Origin of the sequence: Streptomyces sp. NBC_00775, from assembly GCF_036347135.1 — a bacterium.
GTDB lineage: Bacteria > Actinomycetota > Actinomycetes > Streptomycetales > Streptomycetaceae > Streptomyces > Streptomyces lutosisoli.
On the sequence record NZ_CP108938.1, the window covers coordinates 2,598,480 to 2,619,207 of the forward strand.

The 20,728-nt window shown below is 70.9% G+C and carries 20 protein-coding genes; 7 read left to right on the top strand and 13 right to left on the bottom strand.

All coding sequences use genetic code 11. The features are described 5' to 3' along the window. Nucleotides 1-118: 118 nt before the first annotated feature. The 5 genes from OIC96_RS11520 to OIC96_RS11540 form a co-directional block, all read right to left on the bottom strand. Nucleotides 119-2,665 (bottom strand): polynucleotide kinase-phosphatase, encoded by a 2,547-nt coding sequence (locus OIC96_RS11520; RefSeq protein WP_330307929.1) that lies wholly within the window; start codon nt 2,663-2,665, stop codon nt 119-121. Next, nucleotides 2,662-4,140: a 3' terminal RNA ribose 2'-O-methyltransferase Hen1 gene (locus OIC96_RS11525; protein ID WP_330307928.1), complete on the bottom strand. Its 1,479-nt coding sequence runs from the start codon at nt 4,138-4,140 to the stop codon at nt 2,662-2,664. The genes OIC96_RS11520 and OIC96_RS11525 overlap by 4 nt, the downstream gene beginning before the upstream one ends. A 295-nt stretch (nt 4,141-4,435) precedes the next feature. Continuing rightward, entirely contained in the window at nt 4,436-5,083 is a 648-nt protein-coding gene (locus tag OIC96_RS11530) for a response regulator transcription factor (protein WP_330307927.1), read from the bottom strand. Then, nucleotides 5,080-6,357 (bottom strand): sensor histidine kinase, encoded by a 1,278-nt coding sequence (locus OIC96_RS11535; protein WP_330307926.1) that lies wholly within the window; start codon nt 6,355-6,357, stop codon nt 5,080-5,082. Before OIC96_RS11535 ends, OIC96_RS11530 begins: the two co-directional genes overlap by 4 nt. Nucleotides 6,358-6,506: 149 nt before the next feature. Next, entirely contained in the window at nt 6,507-7,652 is a 1,146-nt protein-coding gene (locus OIC96_RS11540) for an ABC transporter substrate-binding protein (RefSeq protein ID WP_330307925.1), read from the bottom strand. Between the two features lie 246 nt (nt 7,653-7,898). On the opposite strand from OIC96_RS11540, the gene OIC96_RS11545 reads away from it, so the two are divergent. Together OIC96_RS11545 and OIC96_RS11550 are read left to right on the top strand one after the other, a co-directional pair. Continuing rightward, complete coding sequence (locus OIC96_RS11545; protein WP_330307924.1) at nt 7,899-8,822, top strand: LLM class F420-dependent oxidoreductase; 924 nt, start codon at nt 7,899-7,901, stop codon at nt 8,820-8,822. Nucleotides 8,823-9,063: 241 nt separating this feature from the next. Next, nucleotides 9,064-9,207, top strand: coding sequence for a hypothetical protein (locus tag OIC96_RS11550; protein ID WP_330307923.1), 144 nt, complete (start codon nt 9,064-9,066; stop codon nt 9,205-9,207). Between the two features lie 205 nt (nt 9,208-9,412). Here the strand turns inward: OIC96_RS11550 and OIC96_RS11555 are convergent, their stop codons facing one another. Together OIC96_RS11555 and OIC96_RS11560 are read right to left on the bottom strand one after the other, a co-directional pair. Further along, nucleotides 9,413-10,261, bottom strand: coding sequence for a helix-turn-helix domain-containing protein (locus OIC96_RS11555; protein WP_330307922.1), 849 nt, complete (start codon nt 10,259-10,261; stop codon nt 9,413-9,415). 27 nt (nt 10,262-10,288) lie between these two features. Continuing rightward, a complete protein-coding gene (locus tag OIC96_RS11560; protein ID WP_330310322.1) occupies nt 10,289-11,044 on the bottom strand; it encodes a DUF6879 family protein in 756 nt (251 codons plus the stop codon). 165 nt (nt 11,045-11,209) lie between these two features. On the opposite strand from OIC96_RS11560, the gene OIC96_RS11565 reads away from it, so the two are divergent. Together OIC96_RS11565 and OIC96_RS11570 are read left to right on the top strand one after the other, a co-directional pair. Further along, entirely contained in the window at nt 11,210-11,413 is a 204-nt protein-coding gene (locus OIC96_RS11565; RefSeq protein WP_330307921.1) for a hypothetical protein, read from the top strand. Next, on the top strand, nt 11,410-11,631 hold the full coding sequence (locus tag OIC96_RS11570) for a hypothetical protein (protein WP_330307920.1): 222 nt from the start codon (nt 11,410-11,412) through the stop codon (nt 11,629-11,631). Before OIC96_RS11565 ends, OIC96_RS11570 begins: the two co-directional genes overlap by 4 nt. Nucleotides 11,632-12,014: 383 nt before the next feature. On the opposite strand, the gene OIC96_RS11575 is transcribed toward OIC96_RS11570, so the two are convergent. From OIC96_RS11575 to OIC96_RS11590, 4 genes are all read right to left on the bottom strand, one after another. Further along, complete coding sequence (locus tag OIC96_RS11575) at nt 12,015-12,494, bottom strand: DUF6099 family protein (RefSeq protein WP_330307919.1); 480 nt, start codon at nt 12,492-12,494, stop codon at nt 12,015-12,017. A 205-nt stretch (nt 12,495-12,699) separates the two neighbouring features. Beyond that, a complete protein-coding gene (locus OIC96_RS11580) occupies nt 12,700-13,032 on the bottom strand; it encodes a nucleotide pyrophosphohydrolase (protein ID WP_330307918.1) in 333 nt (110 codons plus the stop codon). Nucleotides 13,033-13,097: 65 nt separating this feature from the next. Next, nucleotides 13,098-14,255, bottom strand: a complete 1,158-nt coding sequence (locus tag OIC96_RS11585; RefSeq protein WP_330307917.1) for an AAA family ATPase — start codon at nt 14,253-14,255, stop codon at nt 13,098-13,100. A 251-nt stretch (nt 14,256-14,506) separates the two neighbouring features. Continuing rightward, nucleotides 14,507-14,896 carry a cell division protein SepF gene (locus tag OIC96_RS11590; RefSeq protein ID WP_327432410.1) on the bottom strand — a complete coding sequence of 130 codons (390 nt, stop codon included), beginning with the start codon at nt 14,894-14,896 and terminating at the stop codon, nt 14,507-14,509. 177 nt (nt 14,897-15,073) lie between these two features. Between OIC96_RS11590 and OIC96_RS11595 the strand changes: the two genes are divergently transcribed. After that, nucleotides 15,074-15,493: a TOBE domain-containing protein gene (locus tag OIC96_RS11595; RefSeq protein WP_330307916.1), complete on the top strand. Its 420-nt coding sequence runs from the start codon at nt 15,074-15,076 to the stop codon at nt 15,491-15,493. Nucleotides 15,494-15,590: 97 nt separating this feature from the next. Continuing rightward, nucleotides 15,591-17,333 (top strand): hypothetical protein, encoded by a 1,743-nt coding sequence (locus OIC96_RS11600; protein WP_330307915.1) that lies wholly within the window; start codon nt 15,591-15,593, stop codon nt 17,331-17,333. 62 nt (nt 17,334-17,395) lie between these two features. On the opposite strand, the gene OIC96_RS11605 is transcribed toward OIC96_RS11600, so the two are convergent. After that, on the bottom strand, nt 17,396-18,175 hold the full coding sequence (locus tag OIC96_RS11605; RefSeq protein ID WP_330307914.1) for an NAD(P)H-dependent oxidoreductase: 780 nt from the start codon (nt 18,173-18,175) through the stop codon (nt 17,396-17,398). A 137-nt stretch (nt 18,176-18,312) separates the two neighbouring features. Here OIC96_RS11605 and OIC96_RS11610 point away from each other — a divergent pair, with 137 nt between their 5' ends. Beyond that, nucleotides 18,313-19,212: a helix-turn-helix transcriptional regulator gene (locus OIC96_RS11610; protein ID WP_330307913.1), complete on the top strand. Its 900-nt coding sequence runs from the start codon at nt 18,313-18,315 to the stop codon at nt 19,210-19,212. Between the two features lie 6 nt (nt 19,213-19,218). On the opposite strand, the gene OIC96_RS11615 is transcribed toward OIC96_RS11610, so the two are convergent. After that, nucleotides 19,219-20,670: an amidase gene (locus OIC96_RS11615; RefSeq protein WP_330307912.1), complete on the bottom strand. Its 1,452-nt coding sequence runs from the start codon at nt 20,668-20,670 to the stop codon at nt 19,219-19,221. Nucleotides 20,671-20,728 lie beyond the last annotated feature (58 nt).

The following is a 20,728-nucleotide window of genomic DNA, read 5'->3' on the forward strand; positions in this document are numbered from 1 at the left end:
CCCCTTTTTAGGGGCGCGGGGAACTGCGCAATCTTTTGGACCAGCCCCCACCCACCCCGGGGTCGAAGGGGCAGAGCCCCTGGGGATGGGACGGGTAGGGGCGGCGGGGGCGAAAGATTCACAGACGTGGATCCACCGGCTCCGACTCCAGCGCCAGCACCCCGAACACCGCCTCGTGCACCCGCCACAGCGGCTCACCCTCCGCGAGCCGGTCCAGGGCCTCCAACCCCAGCGCGTACTCCCTGATCGCCAGCGACCGCTTGTGGTTCAGGAAGCGCCCCCGCAGCCGCGCGAGGTTCTCCGGACGGGTGTACTCCGGACCGTAGATGATCCGAAGGTACTCGCGGCCCCGGCACTTGATGCCGGGCTGGACCAGTCGGCCCTGCTCACTGCTGCGCACCAGGGCGCCAACCGGCTTGACGACCATGCCCTCGCCGCCGCGGCCGGTCATCTCCAGCCACCAGTCGATGCCGGCCCGCACCGACTCCGGGTCACCGGTGTCGACATACAGCCGTCGGGTCGTCTGCAGCAGACCGGTCCCGTCGTGCTCCACAAGGCGGTCGAGCAGGGCGAGCTGCTCGTCGTGCGGGAGCCCGGCGAGGCTGCGCCCCTGGACCGCGAGGACCTGGAACGGGGCGAGGCGGACGCCGTCCAGGCCGTCCGTCGTCCAGCAGTAGCGCCGGTAGGCGTCGGTGAACGCCGAGGCGTCGGCGGCCCGTTCGCGCTGCCGGGCCAGCAGGCCGGTCACGTCGACACCTCGCGCCGCGGCGCCTTCGAGCGCGGCCAGCGCCCCCGGGAACACGGCCCCGGCGGCGGCGCCGACCGCCGCGTACTGACCGCGCAGCAGCCCGGACGCCTTCAGCGACCACGGCATCAACTCGGCGTCGAGCAGCAGCCAGTCGGTCTCCAGCTCCTTCCACAGTCCCGCCTCGGTCGCGGCGGCCCGCACCCGGCCGAGGATCTCCTCGGTGACATCGGCGTCGTCGAAGAAGGGACGGCCGGTGCGTGTGTACAGCGAGCCCGTGGGCCCGTCCACACCGAACCGCTCACGCGCCACCCCCGCGTCCCGGCAGACCAGCGCCACCGCCCGCGAGCCCATGTGCTTCTCCTCGCACACGACCCGGGCGACCCCGTCCTCCTTGTACTGCGCGAAGGCCTCGGCCGGGTGCTCCAGGTAGCCCTCGATGTGCGAGGTCGCGGTCGGCGCCATGGTCGGCGGCAGGTACGGGAGCAGCCGGGGGTCCACGGCGAAGCGGCTCATGACCTCCAGGGCCGCCGCCGCGTTCTCCTCGCGGACCGAGACCCGTCCGGCGTGCCGCGTCTCGACGACCCGCCGTCCGTGCACGTCCGCCAGGTCCAGCGGACGGCCCTCGTGGCCGCCGGGCGCCTCGGAGGCCAGCGGCTTCGTCGGCTCGTACCAGACCTGCTCGGCCGGTACGTCGACGAGCTCGCGCTCCGGCCAGCGCAGCGCGGTCAGCTTGCCGCCGAACACGGCACCCGTGTCGAGGCAGATGGTGTTGTTCAGCCAGGTGGCCGTCGGGACCGGGGTGTGGCCGTAGACGACGGCCGCCTTGCCCCGGTAGTCCTCCGCCCACGGGTAGCGCACGGGCAGCCCGAACTCGTCGGTCTCCCCCGTCGTGTCCCCGTACAGCGCGTGCGAGCGCACCCGGCCCGACGTACGGCCGTGGTACTTCTCGGGCAGCCCGGCGTGGCAGACCACCAGCCGGCCGCCGTCGAGGACGTAGTGGCTGACGAGCCCGTCGATGAACTCCCGTACCTGTGCCCGGAATTCGTCGTTCTCGCCCGCCATCTGCTCGATGGTCTCGGCGAGGCCGTGCGTGTGCTGGACCTTGCGGCCCTTGAGGTGACGCCCGTACTTGTTCTCGTGGTTGCCGGGCACGCACAGCGCGTCGCCCGAGGTGACCATGGACATCACGCGGCGCAGCACACCGGGCGAGTCGGGGCCGCGGTCGACGAGGTCGCCGACGAAGACGGCCGTACGGCCCGCCGGGTGCGTGCCGTCGACGTAACCGAGCCTGCCGAGGAGGGTCTCCAACTCCGAGGCGCAGCCGTGGATGTCGCCGATGATGTCGAACGGGCCGGTGAGGTGGGTCAGGTCGTTGAAGCGCTTCTCGGTGCGGACCTCGGCGCTCTCGATCTCCTCCACACCCCGCAGGACGTGCACCTTGCGGAAGCCCTCGCGCTCCAAGTGCCGCAGGGAGCGGCGGAGTTCGCGGGTGTGCCGCTGGATGACGCGGCGCGGCATGTCGGCGCGGTCGGTGCGGGAGGCGTTGCGCTTGGCGCACACGTCCTCCGGCACGTCCAGCACGATCGCGATGGGCAGCACGTCGTGCTTCTTGGCGAGGTCGATCAGCTGGCGGCGGCTCTCCTGCTGGACATTGGTCGCGTCGACGACGGTGCGCCGGCCGGCCGCGAGCCGCTTGCCCGCGATGTAGTGGAGTACGTCGAAGGCGTCGCCGCTGGCGCTCTGGTCGTTCTCGTCGTCGGCGACGAGGCCGCGGCAGAAGTCGCTGGAGATGACCTCGGTCGGCTTGAAGTGCTTGCGGGCGAAGGTCGACTTGCCCGAGCCCGACGCGCCGATCAGCACCACGAGGGAGAGGTCGGTGACGGGCAGGGTGCGCGCCTTCTTGGTCTCGTCCGTCATGCGGCCTTCTCCTCCTTCTTCGTGGTCGGTGTGGCCGCGCTCAGAGAGAAAACGGCCATCTGGGTGGGCGGGCCCACCTCGGGGTCGTCGGGTCCGACGGGTACGAACTCCACGTCATAGCCGTGCCGCCCGGCGACCCGCCCGGCCCAGTCCCGGAACTCCTCCCGCGTCCACTCGAAGCGGTGGTCGCCGTGCCGGGAGTGTCCGGCCGGGAGGGTCTCCCAGCGGACGTTGTACTCGACGTTCGGCGTCGTCACGAGGACCGTCCTGGGGCGGGCGGAGCCGAACACCGCGTACTCCAGGGCGGGCAGCCGCGGCAGGTCGAGGTGCTCGACGACCTCGCTGAGCACGGCGGCGTCGTACCCCTTGAGGCGGTTGTCGGTGTAGGCGAGCGAGCCCTGGAAGAGCTGCACGCGCGACGCCTGCCGCTCGCCCATCCTGTCCAGCTTGAGCCGCCGCGAGGCGATGGTGAGCGCGCGCATCGACACATCGACACCGACGATCTCGGTGAACTGCGTGTCCTTGAGCAGCGCCTGCACCAACTGGCCCTGTCCGCACCCGAGATCGAGGACCCGGGCGGCCCCGGACGCCTTGAGCGCGGTGACGATCGCGTCCCGGCGCCGCACGGCCAGAGGCGCCGGCTTCTCCTCGGCCTCCGTCTCCTCCTCGACGGCGTTGTCGATCTCCTCGACGTCGCTGTCGTCGGCCTCGGCGAGCCGCACCAGCTCCAGCCGCTCCATCGCCTCACGGGTCAGCGACCAGCGGCGCGAGAGATACCGGCTGGTGATCAGCTTCTGCTCCGGGTGGTCCGGCAGCCAGCCTTCACCGGCCCGCAGCAGCTTGTCGACCTCGTCGGACGACACCCAGTAGTGCTTGGCGTCGTCGAGCACCGGGAGAAGTACGTAGAGGTGGCGCAGGGCCTCGGCGAGCGTGAGCTCCGCCGACTCCAGGACGAGGCGCACATACCGCGAGTCGCCCCACTCGGGGAACTCACTGTCCAGCGCCACGGCCTCGACCGTCACCGTCCAGCCGAGCGGCTCGAACAGCGCCCGTACGAGGTCGGCGCCGCCGCGCGCGGGAAGCGCGGGCACCTCGATCCGGAGGGGCAGCGGCTGCCCGGGAAGGTCCGGCTTCGCGGTGCACTGGCCCTTCATCGCGCTGGAGAACACACCGCTCAGCGCCACGGCGAGCAGGGACGAGGCCGCGTACGGGCGGTCGTTGACATACTGCGCGAGCGCGGCGTCGGGCGCGCCGCCGCGCCCCTTGCCCTTGCCGCGCCGGACCAGCGCCACCGGATCGACCTCAAGCAACAGCGCGGCCGTGCACCGCTCGACGGACGCCTCTGGATACAGGACGTGCGCCGTGCCGTAGGAGGTCGAGAACACCTGCGCCTTGTCGGGATGCTTGTGCAGCAGGAAGCCGAGGTCGGTGGCGGGGCGCTCTGGGGTACCGGTGGTACTGATCGTCAGGAACACAGTGGGTGCCTCGATAGGTCTTCTGAGCTGCGGAAACTCACCGGGCTGAGTGTCGCCGCGCACATGATGTGCGCATGCGCCGCATGCCGGTGAACCACAGCGAGGGGAAAGCGCGCCTCGGTGATCACTGCTCCTGGCCCTTTCTCAACCTCGTAGCGGTGTGTACGCCGCGCTGCGGTCATCCGCCCGCGCAACGCCCCTCTCCGGCGCGCCTGCACAACGTACAGCGAAAGCCCCAGGTGGACCCGGGAATTTTCATCGCGCGGAGTGCGAGGTCAGGTGAGGGAGTGCGAGGTCAGGTGAGTTCGAGGACGCCTCGGCGGACGGCCTCCGCGACCGCCGCCGCCCGGTTGTCGACCTTGAGTTTGCGGTAGACGCGGACGAGATGGGTCTTGATCGTGGCCTCGCTGAGGAACAGGGCCTCGGCGATGGCGCGGTTGCTGCGACCCTCGGCCATCAGCCGGACGACCTCGATCTCGCGGTCGCTCAAGTCGTGCCGCGGGCTGACCACTTGGCCGACGAGTTCACCGACGATCTCCGGGGCGAGCCCCATGGAACCGGCGGCGGCGGTGCGGACCGCCCGGAAGAGCTCCTCGGGCGGTCCCGCCTTGAGTACGTAGCCACGGGCGCCTGCCTCCAACGCGCGGACGACGTCGGCCCGTCCGGCATAGCTGGTCAGTATCACCACGGCCACGCGCGGGGCCCTGACGGCGAGCCGGCGGGTCGCCTCGACGCCGTCGATGCCGTCGCCCGGCCCGGCGAACCGCAGATCCATCAGCGCGACGTCCGGCGTCAGCTGGGCGGTCAGGCGGACGGCTTCCTCACCGCTGTGCGCCTCGGCGACCACATCGAGGTCGGGTTCGCCCTCCAGGAGGGCGCGCAGTCCGGCACGTACGACGGCGTGGTCGTCCGCGATCAGGACGCGAAGCGGTTCGGCGGTCATCCGGCGGTCGCCGCCGTGGTGACCGGTGCGGTGGGTGCAGTGGGTGTGGTCGGCCGGCGCTCGGGCACGGCCGGCGCGGTGGCGCGGATCCTGGTGCCCCGGCCCGGTCCGCTGCCGACATCGAGGTCGCCGCCGCATTCGCGCAGGCGTGCCCGGGCGGCGGGCAGGCCCATTCCGCGGTCCGGCCGCACGACCGCGCGGACCTCCGCCGGGTCGAAGCCGATTCCGTCGTCACTGATGTCGAGGTCCACCCGGTCCCGGTGCCAGTGGAGGGTGACCAGCACATTCACCGCGCGGGCGTGTTCGCGGACGTTCGCCAGCGTGCTCTGCGCGACGCGGAACAAGGTGGTGGCCGAGTGCTCGTCGAGGACGGGCCGAGCCATTCCGACCGTGCGGAACCGGACCCGGGCCGCGGTCCCGTCCGTCTGGGCGCGGGCGCACAGCAGCCGTAGAGCGCCCTCCAGACCGGCCTCGGCGACGGCCGACGGGGTGAGGTCCCGGATGATCCGCCGGGTCTCGGCGAGATTGGTGCCCAGCCCGTCGGCCACCGCACGGACGCGGGTGCGCGCCGTGTCCGGCCGCTCCTCCCAGTCGCGCTCGGCGGCCTGGAGCAGCATCAGGCCGCCGGCGAGTTCCTGGGCCAGGGTGTCGTGCAGATCGCGGGCGATACGGGTCCGCTCGGCGAGGACACCGGCCTGGCGCTGCTGCCTGGCCAGGGTGTCCCGCGTGCCGCGCAGTTCCTCCACGAGGCGTTGGCGGACGGCGGCGTCCCGCTGCTGGGACCGGTAGAGGGCGACCGTTCCCCAGACGGCCGTCACGGGGACGAGCACGACCTCCAGGTCGAACCGGCCCGTGGACCGGATCAACGCCCAGACGAGTACGGCGGTGATCACGGCCACCGCGACCAGGGCGGAGCGGCGGCCGAGGACCCGCAGGGCCGCACACGCCAGCGGAACGGCGCACCACACATAGGCGGTCGTCAGCGGTGCCGGGGCGAGGAAGACGAGGTCGCTCCAGAGCACGAGCAGCACCGCGACCCAGGCGTGGCGGCCGATCGCGCCGAGCCGGTTCCAGCACGCCGGCCCGCCCGCGTACGCCAGTGCCAGCAGCCCGCTGACGGCGACGATGTCCCAGCACAGCGGTGAGCGCAGCTGGGTGAGGCGCACGAGGGCGGCGCCGACCACGAGGAAGAACGCCAGATGCGAGACCTGTTCCAAGGTGGGCCGGCTGCCGCGGATCCTCAGCGGTGATCGGGCGGGAGCGCGGTCGGGCACGGCAGATCCCCTTGGGCGGACTGGTCCGGTCGGGCAGGGCCCCCGAGTCTATCGACCGCCTGTATGACTCATGTGAGGAGTGGGGCTGTTGGTCCATGTGACAACTCCACGGCCCCACAGCCCCACAGCCCCACGGCCCCCACTGGCCGCTAGGCGCCCGGGTGCAGTCCGAGCGAGCCCGGTGTGGGATCGCCCTTCACCTCGCCGAAGTAGAGGGCGAAGGTCTGCTTCCAGCGCTCGACCTGCGCGCGGTCGGCCATGAAGCGGGGGAAGCCGTCGACATGCGCGTTCGGGTACTCCCAGATCGGCTTCAGGCCGGCGGCGGGCGTGACGTCGGTCCGTACGGACCAGCCGTTGAACGACGACTGCTGCTGGGCGGTGGACAGTTGCCAGTTCAGGTAGAGCTTGGCGGCCGTCGGGTTCTTGGCCTGCTTGAGGATCGCGGCGCGCTGGCCCCAGGCCATGAAGGGGTGGCCGTCGGCGACGACCCACTTCGCGGGCGAGGACGCCGGTGCGGCCAGCGAGCCTGCCGTGCCGATGCCGATCGTCTTCTGCCCGCCGAAGACCGCTTCCCCCGGGGAGTTGCTGCCCCGGGCGAACCGCACGTCCTGGGCGGCGAGCGCGGCCACCCAGTCCCAGCCGTACTGCTCGGCGTACAGGGTGAAGAGGTAGAGGACCGCGTCGTCGTCGTGCGGATACGACGAGGCGATCTTTCCCTTCCACTTCGGGTCGGTCAGATCGAGCGGGGTCCGCGGGGCGTCCGCGCCGGCCGCGGCGACGTCGTACAGGAAGCTGAAGCCGATCGCGCCGATGGCGACCCACGCGCCGTGCGGGTCCTTGAAGGCGTCGTGGACCTTCGCGAAGCCGGCCGGCTTGTAGCGCAGCAGGCGGCCCAGTTCCTTCCAGCGCGTGAAGTCCTGCAACGTCTGGAGCTGTACGACGTCGGGGACGAGGGTGCCGGTCGCGAACTGGTTGTCCACGCGCACGTCGTGGTACTTGCTGTAGTCGACGATCAGCGTCAGGTCGATGCCGGGGAAGCGCTTGAGGAACGCCGCCTTGGTGGCGTCCTGCTGGGTCGGGGTGTCCCCGCCGGCGTAGATGGCGAGCTTGCCGCCCTCCGCGAGGGCCGCCTGGTACAGCTCGTCGAGCGTCCTCGTCTCCTCCGTCCCGGCGGCCCGCCGGGAGGCGGCGGGCGAGGCGGCGGCGGGGGTCGCCGGGGCGCCGAGCGCGCCGAGGCCGAGGGCGGCACCGGCTCCGGTGGCAAGGACACGTCGTCTACTGAGGAAGCTGGACACTCTGCGGGGACCTCTCTGCTGGGGGGTGCGGACATGGGCGGGGACCCGGCGCCATGGCCTGTGGTGAGTCTTTCGCCGCGGAGAGGACGCGCACGTCGCCCGTACGGAGCGGGACGCGTGCCAGAGGTGGAAGCCGGGTTCAACCGAACGGTTGAACCGGTTGAACGGACATCGGCGGGGACCGTGTTACGGATGTGCCAGCGGTTCAAGGTGGGGCGGTAGTTGTGACCGGTGCATGATGGATACATGGATCTTCGAGTCTTCACAGAACCCCAGCAAGGCGCGACCTACGAGACGCTGCTCCGCGTCGCCAAGGCCGCTGAAGACCTCAATTACGGAGCCTTTTTCCGCTCGGATCATTACTTGCACATGGGATCCGTCAGCGGCCTCCCCGGGCCGACCGACGCATGGATCACGCTCGCCGGTCTCGCCCGTGAGACCAGCCGGATCCGCCTCGGCACCCTGATGACCGCCGGGACCTTCCGGCTGCCTGGTGTCCTCGCGATCCAGGTCGCGCAGGTCGACCAGATGTCGGGCGGGCGCGTGGAACTCGGTCTCGGGTCCGGCTGGTACGAGGCCGAACACGAGGCGTACGGCATTCCGTTCCCCAAGGAGAAGTTCGGCCGGCTGGACGAGCAGCTCGCCATCGTCACGGGCCTGTGGAGCACGCCCGCCGGCGAGCGGTTCTCCTTCGACGGGACGTACTACCAGCTCAAGGACTCGCCCGCGCTGCCGAAGCCGGCGCAGTCGAAGGTGCCCGTCCTCGTCGGCGGTCATGGCGCGAAGCGGACCCCGGCGCTCGCGGCGCGGTACGCGGATGAGTTCAACATCCCCTTCGCTTCGGTCGCGGACACGGAGCAGCAGTTCGCGCGGGTGCGCGCGGCGGCCGAGCAGGCCGGGCGCAAGAGCGACGAGCTGATGTACTCCAACGCGCTCGTGGCCTGTGTCGGGAGGACCGACGCCGAGGTGAAGCGCCGGGCCGATGCCATTGGGCGTGATGTCGAGGAGCTGAAGGCGAACGGGCTTGCGGGGTCGCCCGCGGAGGTCGTCGAGCGGATCGCTCAGTTCGAGGCCGTCGGATCGCAGCGCATGTATCTGCAGATGCTGGACCTGGACGACTTGGATCATCTGGAGTTGATCGCGTCCGAGGTGATGCGCCAGCTCGGGTAGGGGTGGCCCTGGGCCGGCCGGTCACTCGGCTGGTCAACTCGGTCGGCCCTGGTGGGCGCGGTCGTCCTCGGTCGGATGAAAATCCGTCAACCCCGTGTGTGGGGCGGGTCCGTGGCAGTGACCGGGTCAGCGGTGATCGTTGGCTCGGGCGGAGCCGGACCGCCCGGCACCCGTCGCCGGCGGTTGCCGGGGCGTCACGCTCGTCAGTAGCCCTCCCTGCGCGGGGGCCGAGGAGGCCGCCGTGTCCCAGGAAGCCGTGCCACAGCAGGGCGCGCCCGCACCGCCGAAGGGGCTGCTCCAGCAGATGGAGGAGCTGATGGCTGCGCTGAACGCGGGCCTTTCCGGGTCCCGCCCCACGCTTCCGTCCGGCCTTGACCGCCCCTGACCACAAGCCGGTTCCTCGCCCCCGCCGCCCCTACCCGTCCCATCCTTCTGGGGCTCCGCCCCAGACCCCGGGGGTTGTGTGTCGGCTGCGGGCCGGTGGGGGCCGTTCGCGCAGTTCCCCGCGCCCTTGAAGGCGCGGGGCTTCGCCCCGCGATCCCCCGCCCGCCCCGACCGGAGTCCCAGCGTCCTGCTTCCCAAGTCAATTGTCAGACGTTGAGCGCCTGACGCGCGGCAGTGATGATCCGGTATGCATCTTTGCCAAACACGGCCGACTCGCGCAGCGTGCGCCAGACCTTCAGATGGGTCGCGACGCTGTCGGCGTCGTCGAGCCACAGCTCGGCATGCCAGTTCTCGACGACGACCTGTTGTTCGTCGTAGATCCAGAAGCCGCCGCCGGGCGGGATCTTCAGAGACGCGCCGATCGGAACGATCCCGAGCTCGACCGTGTCCAGGCCGATCACGCCGGAGATGCGGTCGAGCTGCGAGGCGAGCACCGAGGGCGGACAGATCAGCGTCCGGAGGACCGGCTCCCAGAGAAGGATGTGGTACTTCCTGCCCGCGCTGTAGAGCCCTTCCTGACGCTTCATGCGGGAGCGCACGGCCTCCTCGATGTCCCGCACCGAGCCGTGAAGTTCCGTGAACCGGCTGAGAATCGCCCGCGCATAGTCCGGCGTCTGGAGCACGCCGACGATCCACGATGACTCCCACGCGTGGAGGACCGCCGCCTGTGCCTGCGCCGCGTTGTGGGCGTCCTGCACGGCCTTGTGGCCGGAGGCGAGCTGGCGCCGCCAGGACCGGACATGGGACTCAAGTCCCCGGAGACGGGCGATGAGTTCGCCGTCCGCCTCCGGCTGGCCGGTCGCCTCGGCCCATGCCCGGAGCTCGTCAGCCGTGGCCGTCTGCTTGCCGTTCTCCAACTTGCTGATCTTCGACTGGGGCCAGCCCAGCCGCTGGGCCAGGATCGTGCCGGTGAGCCGACCTCCGGGGGCGGACTCGCGCAGCTCTCGGAGCCGCTCGCCGAGGGCTGCGCGTGCCTGCTGGAAGTCGGTGCTCACCGGTCCTGATCCTTCGGCACTCCGTGATCACTGCTCCTTGGAGGTCATGTCAGCTGCGAACTCCTTGTACGGGACAGCGTGGTGCATAGCAGCGTCCCGGACCATGGAGTACCTGATCACCTCGGCCGGTTCGGTGATCAGCTCGACGTCGACGAAGTTGTCGTCGGCGTCGAAGCGAAGGAGCGCGACCAGCCGGGAGTCGAAGATCCAGAAGTCCTCAGCGGGGAGACTCAGGCGATCAGCCTCGGCACGCGAGAGGTTGCGGATGTCCTCGCCGAGGGCGGTGTTCTTCTCGGCGTGCGCGAGCAGGTAGCGCTGCCCCTCCGTCGCCGGGGCGTCTACCAGGCGCACCCGGCCGACCCTCGCGCCGCCTGCGGTCTTGTCCCTGATCGTCACGGACCACGGGGTGCTCAGGTCCCACGTCGGCGTCTCGCCCCGGAGCAACTGCGCGTAGGTGTCGGTGGTCTCGTCGGAGGCGTAGCGGCGCCGGGTCTCCAGCCGCCAGGCTGTGTGCTCGAATCGCTCGAAGAGCTGACCGAACGCGTCCAAGTCGATGATCCTTGCGCTGCGCGTCACGTCCCTGGGCCCCCAGTCCACAAGCAATTCGCGAGGTACGACGATCGGTACCTCTCCCTCTCCGAGGTGCCGGAGCTGCGCGATGTCCTGGGCATCGGCGAGCGGCGGCCCGTGGACGATGATCTCGCCACTGTCCAAGTCCTCGTGCACGGACGGGCAGCCGCCCTCACCGCTGCCGGTGCCGTTGAAGCGCAGTCGCCTCATGATCGTGCCCCTCTCGTTGGGCTTTCGATCAGCTTTGCGTCGCCACTTGCTCGTCGGCTACGGCTCGCGTGCTGCCGCATGAGAAAGCTCGTGCATAAGTCATCGATACCCCTGGATATTCATGAATATCCGCTAGTGCCTCAACTGGTGCATCCCAAAGCTGAGTTCATGACCACTGCACAGAAGTCGGGCACGACCGAAGCCGTCAATGCGGTCGAAGTGCTGCGTGGAGCGCTGACGGAGGCCGGGATCGTCCTACCGTCCCTGGGAGCCGACACGGCCTCCCCTGCCCTGAACCTGATCAACCTGGGCCGGGTGCACGCCGACGTCGCACTCAGGCTCGCCGACGCTGTCCGGCGGGGGTGCGCATGAACGCGTACGAGCCGGACGTCGGCGATCTCGTGTTCGACGAGGCAACCCGCAAGGTCGGCGAGATCGTCGATCACGTCGGCCCCTACTGGCAGCTCAAGCCCCCGGGCGGTGGCCGCGAATGGGACGCCCACGGCCCCCTGCGCCCCGCCACGCAGGCGGAACGGCTGTCCTGTGATCTTGCACTGGTCAACGCGACGAGCCGGGGTGAGCGGCTGTGAGGACGTCTACCGCGTCCGGCGAGGTGACACTGTCGACCGAATGCACTCTGGCGGAGCGGCGGGGCTATGAAGACCTGCATGCCGAGTGCAGACAGACCAAGGACGTACCGCTGCCGCACTCCAACGGCATCCTTCTCGTGCATCGCTGCGGCTGCGCCTGTCACCGCCGGAGCATTGCGTCATGAGCGCCCGCGTCTGCCGGGCCTGCGACACGGGCTGAAGGCTGCAGGCCTCGCCGACAGGAGCGCCCCGCAAGGGGCGCGGGGAACTGAGCGACCAGCCCCCACCAGCCCGCAGCCGAAGAACCCACCCCGGGTTCTGGGGCGGAGCCCCAGGAACGGGATGGGACGGGTAGGGGCGGCGGGGGCGAAAAAACCAACCCCCTACCCCGCCGCCGAATCCCGCTCCACCACCGCCTTCTGATCCCGCACCGCCAGCCGTCTCAGCATCTCGAGCACCCGATCCCGGGACTCGTCCGCCGCATCGATGGCCTCCATGCACTGCCAGTACGTACCCTCGTCATCCGCCGCGCAGGCAATCCCGACAAGGGCGATGCCGACCTCGCCGAGCAGCCCGCCCAGGCAGAGCAGCGCCTCGCGGGCGTCACCCAACTCCGTGAGCTGCGCGGCGCGCAGGGCGCCGATGCCGAGGGTGGGGGCGTCGAGAACACCACAGCCCCGGCCCGCCAGCTCGGTCAGTCCGAGGGCCTCGCCCCGGAGTTCAGGGGGGCCGGAGACGGCTAGGCGGCTGCCTATCGCCTGGGCGAGGGACTGTGCCTGCCAGGCTTCCTTCATCACCTCCGGAGTGTCACCGCTCTCCGCCAGGGCACGCCTGCTCGCCACGATGAGCCGCACCGCTTCCATGCGCTGCCCCCGTCTGTCCCGACGCGCTGGTCGCACGTCCGCCCGAACTCCCTTGTCCACTACCCAGAGTGAGAGCCCCTGAGACGAAAAGCCAGAGGAAGACCGAAATCTGTGGACACGCAATCGAATGTAGACAGCTCAATGACTCCGGAGAGTGATGGATGGAGTCGGTGACGAATGGAGTCGGTGAGGGATCGAGTCGTCGTCACGGGCCCTCCGGCGCCGGGAACCTCCGCTCGTTCCGGTCGATCTTCGCGTCGAGCGCCGCGAGCGGGTCGATGCCGAGCACCTCGCACAGCTGGAGCAGATACGCCAGGACGTCCGCGACCTCGTCGGTGACGCGGTGCGCGGTGTCCGCGTCGTCCATGACCCGGGCCGACTCCTCCGGCGTCAACCACTGGAAGATCTCGACCAGTTCGGACGCCTCGACGCTCAGCGCGGCGACCAGGTTCTTGGGGGTGTGGTAGGGCTGCCAGTTCCGCGCGGCCGCGAACTCGGCCAGTCGGCGCTGCAACTTCGCTACGTCCAGTTCTGTCACGGCTAAAGGTCTACCGCAGGTCTGACGCAGGTCTGCCGTAGATCTACCGCAGGTCTGCCGTAGATCTACCGCTCAAGGTTCACCACCGTGGCGCCGGCCACCCCGAGGGCCACCGAGGCGTCGTTCACCGCACCCAGCAGCCGGATGTGCCCACGCTCGCACATCCGCGCCGCCAGCCGCACCAGCTCCCCCGCCTGCCGGGCGTCCAGGCAGCGGTCGAAGCCGTCGGCCAGGACCGTCAGCGACTGGAGCGCCGCGGGGACCTCCCCCGCCAGGTCCACCTCCAGCACGCCGGGCCCGGTGAGCAGCACCAGGGCCAGCGCGAGATACCGCAACTCGCCGTCTCCGAGCAGCCCGAGGTGCGTACGGACACCGTCGCCGCGGTCGAGGAGCGCGCGGACCGTGCCGTCGCCGAGCGGCTCGGCCAGCACGTCCGCGACCGGGCCCGCGCATCCGGCCCGGACCGCTGCCACCAGGTGCTGGTAGCGGTGGCCGCACTCCGACCGCGTACGCCAAAGGACTTCGGCGAGGTTGTCGCAGCCCCTCAGCAGGCGGCCCGAGCCGAGCGGGGCGGGGGTACGCATGTACTGCGGGCTCGGGTCGCAGACGTAGACGGACCGCAGCGCGAGCACCATCTGTTCGGCGGCGGCCAGGACTTGGCGTTCGCCGTCCGTGCGGCCCGCGACGCGCAGCGGCAGCAGTGCGGTGCCGAGGCGGTCGTCGGGGAGCGGGACCCGGGTCACCGCGGACGAGCCCGCCGTGTGCCAGGCCGCCTGGACGACCGGGCGGCCCGGATCGCGCAGCGCCGTCTCCAGCAGGGTCTGTCCGCCCGCCGTCAACCGCTCGCCCACGATGCGCAGTTCGGGCTCGGCCTGTACGGCGATGTCGAGCCGTACGGGGCCCTCGGGGCCGTCGACCGTGCAGCCGATACGGAAGCCGCGTCTGCGCTGGGCATCGGGCCGGGCCCGTTCCGGTACACAGGTGACCGGGTCGGGGAACACCTCCGCGAGCCCGGCGCCGCTGCCGAGTCGCGCGAGTGCCTCGTACGCGCGCAGGGCGACGGTCTTGCCGCTGCCGCTCGGGCCGGCGACGAGGGTGAGCGGTCCGAGCGGGAACCGGACGCGGCGATGCGTGGCGAAGGCGGCGAGCCGCAGCTCGGTGAGGCCCGGTCGGTCGGGGCGCGCCTCAGCCGCCGCGGGGGCCTCCAGGGATGACACGGTCATATCCGGACGGTAGGCCTCCATCGCCAGGCGAACCGTTCCACCCCGGAGACCTTCCTACGATCGAGGGACCAGCTCCCCTCTCCCGGTCCCCTTCTCCCGACCGCTCCTCCCGACCTCTCCTCCTGGCCTCTGCTCCCGACCCCTGCTCCAGGCCTCTCCTCCCGACCCCTGCTCCCGGGAGCCGGACGCCGTCTTCTCGCGGCAGCCGGAACCCGGAAGCCGTCGTACGGCCGCCGGATCCCGTCACGCGATCAGACCCCGGGAACCCCCGCCCCCTCCATCAGCCCCCGTACCTCGGTCCCCGGTGGCGTCAGCAGGAACACGTTCCGGTCCACCCGGTGCATGCCGCTCGCGAGGCCGAAGACCACGCCCGTACTGAAGTCCAGCACCCGCTTGGCGACCTCGGTCTCCGCGCCGGTCAGGTCGAGCAGCACGGGGATGCCCGCCATCAGCGTCTCGGCGACATCGCGGGCGTCCGCGAAGATGTTGACCCGCAGGACCACGAAACGGCGGCGGGCCTCGGTCGGGGCCTCGGGTATCGACCGGTGGTCGACCGCCGACGGCCACGCGTCCCGGCCCCGCAACGGAACGACCTGGGCGAGCCCCTCCCACTGTTCATCGGTGACGTCGCGGCTGTTCACCACACCACCCCGTCCTGGCTCGCACTCGTTATCTGCACCGGCCAATTCTTACGCATGGTCACCCGTTCGGCTCAACAGCGACACGGTCCGCGACGCGGTCCGGGGAGCGGCGGCTACGGCAAACTGCGCATAGTTGTCCAAACTCATCCCCCTTCATCGCAATCGAGGCCTCCCCCCATGAGCCTGAGCATCCGCAACCAGCTTCCCGGCACTGTCATCTCCGTCACTCCGGGCGAGGTGATGGCGACGGTGAAGGTCCGTCTCGGCGGCGGTCAGGAGATCACCGCGGCCGTCACCCTGGAGGCCGTCGGGGACCTGGGCCTGACCGCGGGGTCCACGGTTCGCGCCCTGGTCAAGTCGACGGAGGTGTCCCTGGCCACCGGCCCGCTGGACGGGGTGAGCATCCGCAACCAGCTGCCGGGCACGGTCACGGACGTCGCCGTCGGCGGCGCGATGGCCCGTGTCAAGGTCACCGTCGCGGGCGGTGAGCTGACCTCCGCGATCACCAAGGACGCCGTCACGGAGCTCGGTCTGGCCGCCGGCGCCCAGGTCGTGGCGCTCATCAAGTCCACCGAGGTGTCACTGTCCAACGCGTGACGCACCAGGTGGGCGGCCGCCCTTCTTACCTGCCTCACACCGGACTCTTCACGTCCTGCCGCGCCCCGCTCACCTGCGGGAATTAGCGTCTGGAGCCGTGTACTTGGCAGAAACCAGGCTGTCGCCCACCGGTCGGCAGACCCCCTCGAAGGCATCGCCCGACGGGGCGCCCGCGCAGTGGCATCCGGACGAGGCGCCCGCCCAGTGGCACCGTGTCCTGACCCTGCTCGCCGACATCAGCCTCTTCATCGGTACGCGCCCCTTGTGGACGCAGGCCGCGAGCCACCGTCTCGTCGTGGCCGCGGTCGTCTCGCTCTGTTACGCCTCGATCCTCGTGACGGGCGTCCTGACCCTGGTCGTACGCCGCGGCCGCACGCTGGCGCGGCTCGACCTGTGCGTCCTCGTGACCGCCGTGGCGCTCGCCGTGTGCGGGTGGGCGATGAACCACGGCGGCAGCGACGAGTCGGTCCTCACCACACAGGCCGCCCACGAGTTCCTCGCCGGACACCAGGTCTACGACCGGCCGTGGCCCTGGCTCTTCGGCCACGGCATCGCCCTCACCGCGACGATGAACGGCGGCTACGACTTCACGTACGGCTATCCGCCACTGCCCCTGATGCTCACCGCGCCGCTGCTCTGGATCGGGCATGGCTCGGCCGCGGCGACGCTGGTCAGCACCGGGGCCCTGATCGTGGGCGCGATCGTGATGTGGCGGCTGCTGCCGGTGCCGTGGCGCTCGGCGGCCACGCTGGTCTGCCTCGGCTTCGGCCTGCTGCCGGCGTACGCCCGGCTCGGCTATCCGGCGATCGTCGCCTGCGCGCTGCTCATCCCGGTGGTGGTGAACTGGCCGCGGATGGGGCGCGGCGGCCGGGGCGACTGGACGCGCGCGGTGTGTCTGGGCGCGGCCTGCGCGGCTCAGCAACTGCCCTGGTTCCTCGCGCCGTTCCTGCTGGCCGGGGTCTATGCGCTGCGCCGCGGTGAGCTGGGCCCGCGCGCGGCGGCGGCCGCCGTGGGCCGGATCGCCGGCGTGGCCGCGACGACCTGGCTGCTGATCAACGCGTACTTCATCGTGAGCGAACCCGGCTCCTGGGTCTCCGGCATCGCGCTGCCGCTCACGCAGAAGGCGGACATCCACGGCCAGGGTCTGGTCGACATCTCGCTCTACTTCACCGACGGCAGCGACCGGCTGGCCTGGTACTCCCACGCGAGTCTGCTGCTGGCCGCGGGTCTGCTGGGCCTCTTCGTCCTGTTCGTACGACGGCTGGGGCCGGCGGCGACGGTGCTGCCCTGGTGCGCGTTCTTCGTGGCGACGCGCTCGCAGGACGGCTACTACCTGCTGATGACCCCGCTGTGGCTGGCCGCGGCCGTCACCGCGCCCTGGCAGTCCTTCACCAGCGCGTGGCAGCCCCGCCCCGCCTTCCTGCACGGCCGGCACCGGCGCGGGGCCCGGGTGGCGGCGGCCGTGCTCCTGATGGCCCCGGCGGCGGCAGCGGCGACCCTGGCCGTGTCGGGGTCACCGCCCCTGCGTATGGACGTCGTCGGCGCGCGCCGGGCCACCGGGGCGCTGACCGGACTCACCCTGCGCGTCACCAACCTCGGCGGCGCGGCCCTGAACCCCCACTTCACCCTGACCTCGGGCTCGGGCATGAATCGCTACTGGTCCGTGGCGGCCGGCCCGGCCACGCTCCCCGCTCACGGCTCGGCGAGTTACGAACTCCGGCCGCCCGACGGGAAGTTCGTCCTGCCCCGTGCGGGCGTCCGGATCCGCGTACGGGCCGTCTCGGCGGCACCGATGACCCTGTCGAGCACGGACGTCGACCTGTCGGCCCTCGGTCCGTGACCCCGTCAGATCGCCGTCCATCACGGCCGTACACCCCAGCTCGTCCTGTCCGTGGCCAGCGGCTAGCCGCGCACGTGCAGCCCGAAACCCGTGCGGCCCGCGGGTTCCCGTCCCTCCTTCAGGTGCAGCGAGGGGATCTCGTAGTCACCGAAGTTCTGCCGCCGGAACGCGATCGGCTCGGTCGACTCCAGGGTGAGCAGGCGCTGCTCCCAGGCCTTGGCGACGTCCGGGTAGTCCTCGCCGGTCATCCGGTCGGTGCCGTACAGCACGAACGGCGGCAGTACCTCGATGCCCGGGTAGTAGAGGATGCCGTGCTGGATCGGGAACAGCAGATCGTCGATGGGGCCGTTGATCCCGCGAGCGGCGTAATGCGACTCCGGGCCGCCGGCGGTCACCGACAGCAGAGCCTTCCTGCCCTTGAGGGTGCCTTCGCCGAAGCGCTCGCCGTACCGGGTGTCGCTGTGCTCGCCGACGCCGTACGCGAAGTGGTAGGTGAACACCCGGTCCACCCAGCCTTTGAGGATCGCGGGCATCGTGTACCACCACAGCGGGAACTGGAAGATGATCGTGTCGGCCCACAGCAGCTTCTCCTGCTCGGCGAGGACGTCCGGGGTGAGCGTCCCGGCGTCGAAGGCCCGGCCCGAGTCCAGGGCGACCTTCAGCGGACTTGAGGCGTCGGGGCCGTAGTCCGCGGCGTCCACGACCGCCTTCCAGTTCATCGCATACAGATCGCTCACCCGCACCTCGTGCCCGGCGGTCTCCAATGTGGACACCGCGAGGTCCTTCAGCGAGCTGTTGAGCGACCTCGGCTCCGGGTGGGCGTAGACGACCAGCGTCTTCATAGGAACTCCTTCGGATCGGTGCCTTCGATCCTGGGCTCCGCGGCGCGCGGCGTTCAGGGGCGCCTCTTCCGTCGGACGGGACTTCCTGGTAACGGCAGGACCACCTTCGCGGGCGCCAGCGAGGCCATACTGGGGGCATGGATGATCTTGCGGGCTTCCTGCGGACCCGGCGTTCCCGCGTCGACCCGGCAGCCGTCGGCATCCCCACCGACAGCCGCCGCCGGGTCGAAGGACTGCGCCGCGAAGAGGTCGCGCACCTGTCCGGAGTCAGCGTCGACTACTACGTACGCCTGGAGCAGGGCCGCGCGACCCAGCCGTCCGAGCAGGTTCTCGACGCGCTCGCCCGCGTCCTCGGCCTCGACGAGACCGAACGCGGGCACCTCTACCGGCTCGCCCGGCAGCGGCGCCGCCGCGCGAAGGCTCCGGGCGGGCGGGTCCGGCCGGAGCTGCTGCGCGTCCTCGGCCTGGTCGCCGACGCACCCGCGCTGATCATGGACCACCGGCTGGACGTGCTCGCCGGGAACCGCCTCGCCGGGCTCCTCTACGGACGGCCGATGCCGGGCCTGAACACCGCCCGGCACATCTTCCTCGAGGAGGCCGAGCGCGGCCTTTACGCGGACTGGGAGAAATGCACCCTCGACGTGGTCGGGCACCTGCGCCTGGCCGCCGGCAAATATCCCGAGGATCCCCGCCTGGCCTCGCTCATCGGCGAACTGGCGATGGGCAGCGAGCGCTTCCGCCGCCTCTGGGCCCGCGCGGACGTGCGCGCCCGCACACATGGACGCAAGACATACCGGCACCCGCTGGTCGGACTGCTAGAACTGCACCAGGAGAACTTCGCGTTACCGGACGAATCAAGCATGGAGCTGCTGGTGCTGTCCGCGGCCCCCGGCAGCCCCGCCGAGGACGGGCTGCGCCTGCTCGCGGGCCTGGGCGCGGACAGCGGTGACGCGCATCCCGCGGTGAACGCTCAGAACGCCCAGGTCCGCGAGCAACTCAACGACGCCCACCCACCGCCGGGAACGCCTCACCACTAGTACGCCCTACCGCGGTGCCCGGAAGCCGCCGATCCTGTGCTCCAGCAGCTCGGCCAGCCGTAGCGGGGTGCGGTCCTCGAACATCGGACCGATGAGCTGCACTCCCACCGGCAGACCCTCGGGGGACCGGCCCGCTGGTACGGCGGTGGCGGGCAGGCCGGGCATGGTGGCCAGACCGGCCCAGACGAGCTGGTCGAGGTACGGGTACTCGACGCCGTCGATGTCGAGACGGCGTTCCCTCAGATCGGGGTTGTGGTCGTGCGGGAACGCGGGAGTGGGCGTGATGGGACACACCACGGCGTCGAACTCGGCGAAGAACTGCCGCCAGCCGTGGCGGTGGAGCTCGCGACGGCTGTTCGCCTCGATCCAGTCGCGGTGGCTGAACACCATGCCGCGCAGCCGCGCCGCATCGAGACTCCGGTCGTCCGCGCTCAGTCCGGCGGCGCTGATCCGCAGCTGCTCGTACGCTTCGGCGGGAAAGCGTGCGACGGCGCCCGAGAACATCAACTGCGTGTAGAGCAGCGCGGCTTCGGTGAGATCGGGCAGCAGCGGACTGTGCCGTTCGACGCGGGCGCCGTCGTCGGCAAGCGCGTCGGCCACCCGGTTCACGCCCGCCCGCACAGCGGCCCCGGTCGGAATGAGCGGATGCGTGTCGAGGACGAGGACCCGGAAGTCGCAGAGCCGCTCGTGGCGCGCGGGCGGCAGCCTCAAGTCGTGCGCCACACCGAGCGTCAGCGGGTCCGGTCCGGCCATGACGTCGAGCAGGAGCGCGAGGTCGCGGGCAGTGCGCGCCATCGGACCGACGACGGCGAGGTCAAGGTCGGCCGGCCATGCCGGCGCGGGCGGCGGGACCATACCGCGGGGTGCCGCCAGCCCGAGTGTCGGCTTGTGCGCGTAGACACCGCAGAAGTGTGCGGGGGTGCGCAACGAACCGGCGAGGTCGGAGCCGATGGACAGCGCGCCGAATCCGGACGCCAGGGCCGCCGCCGATCCGCCGGAGGACCCACCCGGCGTGCGACCGTGATCCCACGGGTTCTTGGTGGTGCCGTAGATCTCGTTGAAGCTCTGCACATCTTGCAGCGCCAAGGGCACATTGGTCTTGCCGAGCACCACCGCGCCCGCGGCCTTGAGCCGCGACACCTGCACGGCGTCCTCGGCCGGTATGTAGTTCCGGTGCAGCGGCATGCCCCAGGTCGTGGGCAGCCCGGCGATGTTGTAGGACTCCTTGACCGTCACCGGAATGCCGAGCAGCGGCCGGTCCTCGCCGCGGGCGCGCGCCTGGTCGGCACCGCGCGCGGCGGCCCGCGCACGGTCGAAGTCCGGCACGCAGATCGCGTTGATCGCCTTGTCGTCCCGCTCGATACGGGCGATCGCCTCGTCGGTCAGTTCCGCCGAGGTCACCTCACCGGCACGCAACGCGGCCGCGAGTTCTTCGGCCGAATGAAAATTCCCATCCATGAATCCGACCGTACCGACCTCTCTGACAGGTCATGAAATGCCGCTTCGCACAACGGGA

What these genes read in the sequence shown, in the direction of transcription:
- OIC96_RS11520 (WP_330307929.1), bottom strand. Translation starts at nt 2,665, where the DNA reads ATGACGGACGAGACCAAGAAGGCGCGCACCCTGCCCGTCACCGACCTC.
- OIC96_RS11570 (WP_330307920.1), top strand. Translation starts at nt 11,410, where the DNA reads ATGAACGCGTACGAGCCGGACGTCGGCGATCTCGTGTTCGACGAGGCA.
- OIC96_RS11615 (WP_330307912.1), bottom strand. Translation starts at nt 20,670, where the DNA reads ATGGATGGGAATTTTCATTCGGCCGAAGAACTCGCGGCCGCGTTGCGT.
- OIC96_RS11565 (WP_330307921.1), top strand. Translation starts at nt 11,210, where the DNA reads ATGACCACTGCACAGAAGTCGGGCACGACCGAAGCCGTCAATGCGGTC.
- OIC96_RS11610 (WP_330307913.1), top strand. Translation starts at nt 18,313, where the DNA reads ATGGATGATCTTGCGGGCTTCCTGCGGACCCGGCGTTCCCGCGTCGAC.
- OIC96_RS11575 (WP_330307919.1), bottom strand. Translation starts at nt 12,494, where the DNA reads ATGGAAGCGGTGCGGCTCATCGTGGCGAGCAGGCGTGCCCTGGCGGAG.
- OIC96_RS11605 (WP_330307914.1), bottom strand. Translation starts at nt 18,175, where the DNA reads ATGAAGACGCTGGTCGTCTACGCCCACCCGGAGCCGAGGTCGCTCAAC.
- OIC96_RS11530 (WP_330307927.1), bottom strand. Translation starts at nt 5,083, where the DNA reads ATGACCGCCGAACCGCTTCGCGTCCTGATCGCGGACGACCACGCCGTC.
- OIC96_RS11595 (WP_330307916.1), top strand. Translation starts at nt 15,074, where the DNA reads ATGAGCCTGAGCATCCGCAACCAGCTTCCCGGCACTGTCATCTCCGTC.
- OIC96_RS11545 (WP_330307924.1), top strand. Translation starts at nt 7,899, where the DNA reads ATGGATCTTCGAGTCTTCACAGAACCCCAGCAAGGCGCGACCTACGAG.
- OIC96_RS11585 (WP_330307917.1), bottom strand. Translation starts at nt 14,255, where the DNA reads ATGACCGTGTCATCCCTGGAGGCCCCCGCGGCGGCTGAGGCGCGCCCC.